Annotated in this window: 3 protein-coding genes; 2 read left to right on the top strand and 1 reads right to left on the bottom strand. The window is 59.5% G+C overall.

The genetic code is table 11. The features are described from left to right. Window positions 1-216: hypothetical protein (locus EOA23_RS36755; protein ID WP_245474423.1), on the top strand; the 216-nt coding region annotated here is incomplete at its 5' end. A gap of 736 nt (window positions 217-952) precedes the next feature. Here the strand turns inward: EOA23_RS36755 and EOA23_RS32870 are convergent. Beyond that, the gene (locus tag EOA23_RS32870) at window positions 953-1,408 is read right to left on the bottom strand and encodes a transposase (RefSeq protein ID WP_256748481.1); all 456 of its coding nucleotides are present in this window, start codon (window positions 1,406-1,408) and stop codon (window positions 953-955) included. Between the two features lie 793 nt (window positions 1,409-2,201). Between EOA23_RS32870 and EOA23_RS32865 the strand changes: the two genes are divergently transcribed. Then, window positions 2,202-2,717, top strand: coding sequence for a DUF2285 domain-containing protein (locus EOA23_RS32865; RefSeq protein ID WP_224570032.1), 516 nt, complete (start codon window positions 2,202-2,204; stop codon window positions 2,715-2,717). The last annotated feature ends 771 nt before the right edge of the window (window positions 2,718-3,488 follow it).

Genomic DNA, 3,488 nt, shown 5'->3' with positions numbered 1-3,488 from the left:
CCACATCTGCAACACCTCGCGCTTCTCCTTGACTTTGCTATAGAGATTGTAGATTTCGCCAATGTCTGTCAAGGACGCCGCCTTGTGATTCAGTATGTGCTCGATGACGTGTGGCAATACCTGCCGCCTGCCGAGATTTGTCGCGAGCGTCCTGCGCAGATCGTGAAGGGTCCAGTTCTCCAAAGCCACCCCGTCAGTATTGACCTTGCCGTCTAGAGCCTTCTTGCCCTTCGCGTAGCCTGAGAAGTGGCTTCTTTCGTTGCCCCTCGCAGGGAAAAAAACGTGTCATTGGTCTTCGGTACCGTCTGGGGGACCGACACCGCCAGTGTGGGCAGCGGAATAAGCGTAGGCTCTTCGTTCTTCGTGCGGTCACCCGATAGTTCCATGTTCCGGCTTCAAGGTTGAGGACCAACGCATCGCGGCAACTTCCGTACGCCTCTGTCCGGTCAGAATGAGCAGCTTGACGATGGAGCCGAACGAATAGCCGATATCGCCCGGTTCGGGCTCACAGCCCGTTCATATAGCCGCCAGTTCGGCATCGTTCACCACTCGCTTGCGCTTGACGATCGGGGCCGGATCCGGATTTTCCAATCCCTCGCGGGGAAACCGCGGATGAGCCGTTGCGGCGGTTTGCGACACCAGTTGAAAAATGCCCGCATACACCAGAAGGCCGTGTTAGCCGCTTGCGGGTGACCCCCGGCGACGATCTTCTTGGTGACGTTAGCAATGTCGGTGTCGATCACATGGTGGATAGAGCGACTCCCGAGGGCAGGCACAAGATACCGGTTCAGGCTGGCCTCGACCAGTGCGGTGTTTTGAGGGTCGTTACTCGGCGGCCTGGAGGTGACCGCCATCGCCGTCCTCGGTATCGTCAGCGCTGATATGCGCCTGATCGGCAAGGAAGGCTGGCAGTTCCGATGGAGCTATGCTGGAATTTGGGTGACGAGGCTGATCAAGCGGCGCTCTGCGGCTTCGTTTCGATGACCTGGATTCCGTCCAGGAACCTGGCACCTGCGATGAGTTTCGGCAACTGATTTTGTCCTTTCAATCGTCGCCACTTCCTGGCCGCGGCCAACAGCTTGAAGACCATCAGCTGGGCGGTTTTCGAGGATAGCGAGCCCTTGGTACGCACCGTGCGATAGCGAACGGTTGCAAAGACGCTTTCGATGGGATTGGACGTTCGCAGATGATCCCAGTGTTGGGCGGGGAAATCGTAGAGCGCCAGCGACGCAATATGATCTTTCGTCAGGCAGTCGACCGCCTTGGCATACGCCTCGGCCTCCATCTCGATCGCATGCGCAAGCAATTTGCGCGCGCCGCTGCGAAGTACATCCGTCAGGGTATCATCGATTTCGTCGGGCTGACGAAGGCGAACAATGTGTTGATAGTCTCGTTCATGGCGTATCACTCTCCTTGAGAGGTACTGGCAGGCTTCATCACCCGCCTCGATACGCCGCTCTCCTCAAGCCGCCATCATCCAGTTTCCGCCATGGCTCCCCCTGATTGATCCGCTTCACCTGTGCAACTGCACAGGCTGCCCTAGCGGGGAGATTGGCCTCCAATGGCGAAAGCTTGCCGCAGGAGACCCTCCGATGACCGTGCCTATGGCGCCGCCGCTACGACAACTTGCCGACAAGCAGCGTGCGATCCACTGCCGCGCTACTGCGCCTTCAAGGGACGTCTGGATCGCGACGCAGGAGCCGATGACTGTTACGGGATCAATTCCAGGTCGCGCTGGCCGTCGCTGTGCCAGTTCGACGGTCTGGTGGCAATTTGGGCACATCTTCTGTCGCCGACAGTGGCGATGGCTGACGCTTCAACGAAACGGGGTCTTCGACGTCTGCTGCCTACGCCGATGCTTTGCGAAGTGGCATAATGTTTCGACGCACGCAGGCGCGGGCAGGGGATGTCAGTCATGAATCTCCTGACTGGCGCGGATCAGGCCGATTGGCGGGATGAAAGATCATACGACTACACCGCTGGCCTGACGCTGCGGGAGTGGGCTTGGGAGTTCTTACGCCGCAATCCAGCGTTCCAGCGCGATCTGACCGCTGCGCGCCAGCATTGCAAGACTTGGTCTCTCCAATCCTTTCTCGATATGGTCGCGTCGGCCGGCGACCTGTCACGCTGGGGTGTTCTGTTTCGCGGAGTCTTGTGGCCGCGCTTCGGTCGTATTCTGGTGTCCGCTCTGGTGCGTCCATGTGCTGCCGGTCATTGCGGAACGGTTGCCTGCCTCGTCGCCGACACCGCCGTTCGAACTCTCGGCATTGCCCTGTCGTGCAATCGTCCTGCTGGCGCCCGACAAGAGCCAGCATGTTCTTCTTCGCAATGCGGACCACGCGCTGCAGCTCGCCGTCTCGGGCGCGAATATCCTCCACCCTGTTTGCCTGCATACGCAAGCCATCTGGCCCGCGGTGCTTTTAAAGCATCGACTGAGGGGACTGGAGTGCCTCAATGCTCTCAGTCTAGGGCAACAGTTGCCCCCCCGCTTGTTTGCGCCGGAAAAGCGCGGCGTTCGTTTGTCCTTCGTTCTTCGTGCGCTCGACGGTTCGCTCGCCGGAGCACCTCATCGCGAGCTCGCCGAAGTTCTCATCGGTCAACGGCGCGTCCATGCCGACTGGGCGGATCCTCGCGATCATCTGCGCGACCGCATCCGTCGGGCCGTCTCGCGTGGCCGCGCGCTCATGAATGGTGGCTACAGAGATTTCCTAATTTGAAAAGCGACAGTCCGCGCTGTGCGTCGGTGGATGAACGTTCGCTCGCAGCTGTACCCGTCACCAACAGTTCGCCCGCCGACAGGACTGCATGGCGCCTTGCAAGTGCGCTCTGGTCTAGCTTGTCGATGCCGAAAATGAGATGGGCGAGGGTGCCAAGGCGGTGGTTCATTAGGGCCGGCCTCGACCTGGACGCACATCATTGGTCGGAAAGCGGCGTGCACCGCAATGTCGCCATAGCAGCCAAGATCCTTTGAGTCCGGACCTGCAGTCCTGTTGGACCGGCGGGTGCAACAATATGGAGGGATTTGAGGCCTCACACCGTTCCCTGGTCGACAGCTCGGTCAGACATAGCACCCACCGCTTGATTATGGAAATGGTGTGCCTGGAGTGCAGCGAGTAGCGGCTTGCTGCGCACTGTCCTAAGAATAGCAGTCATGACCCGTCTGGGGTTCTGCAACACGACGATTCAACCGCTTGGGCATTGTCGCATATCCCACAATGTAGAATGCGCAACAGGGCAAAAGCTGATCCATCGGCGGTTTATCAATGCTTTTTGGCTTGGCACGGCACATGCAACGCAATCGGCAAAAGGCGCACGAACTGAGTGGCCCATCGGCCCTAGGAGCGCTGATTTATGCCCTCCCAAGGCATGTCCGGCCCGGCAGCGAGCTCAGTCTCCTGCCGGGCATCCGTGTTTCAGGTCAACGGCGTTTGGAACTTCCAATTAGGTGGCGGCATTGACCGCAGGCCGCCCCCCGGTGGGGCGGAGAG

Origin of the sequence: Mesorhizobium sp. M2A.F.Ca.ET.042.01.1.1, from assembly GCF_003997405.1 — a bacterium.
GTDB lineage: Bacteria > Pseudomonadota > Alphaproteobacteria > Rhizobiales > Rhizobiaceae > Mesorhizobium.
The sequence above is the reverse complement of the archived record's forward strand: the minus strand, read 5'-3'. Positions and strand labels throughout refer to the sequence as shown.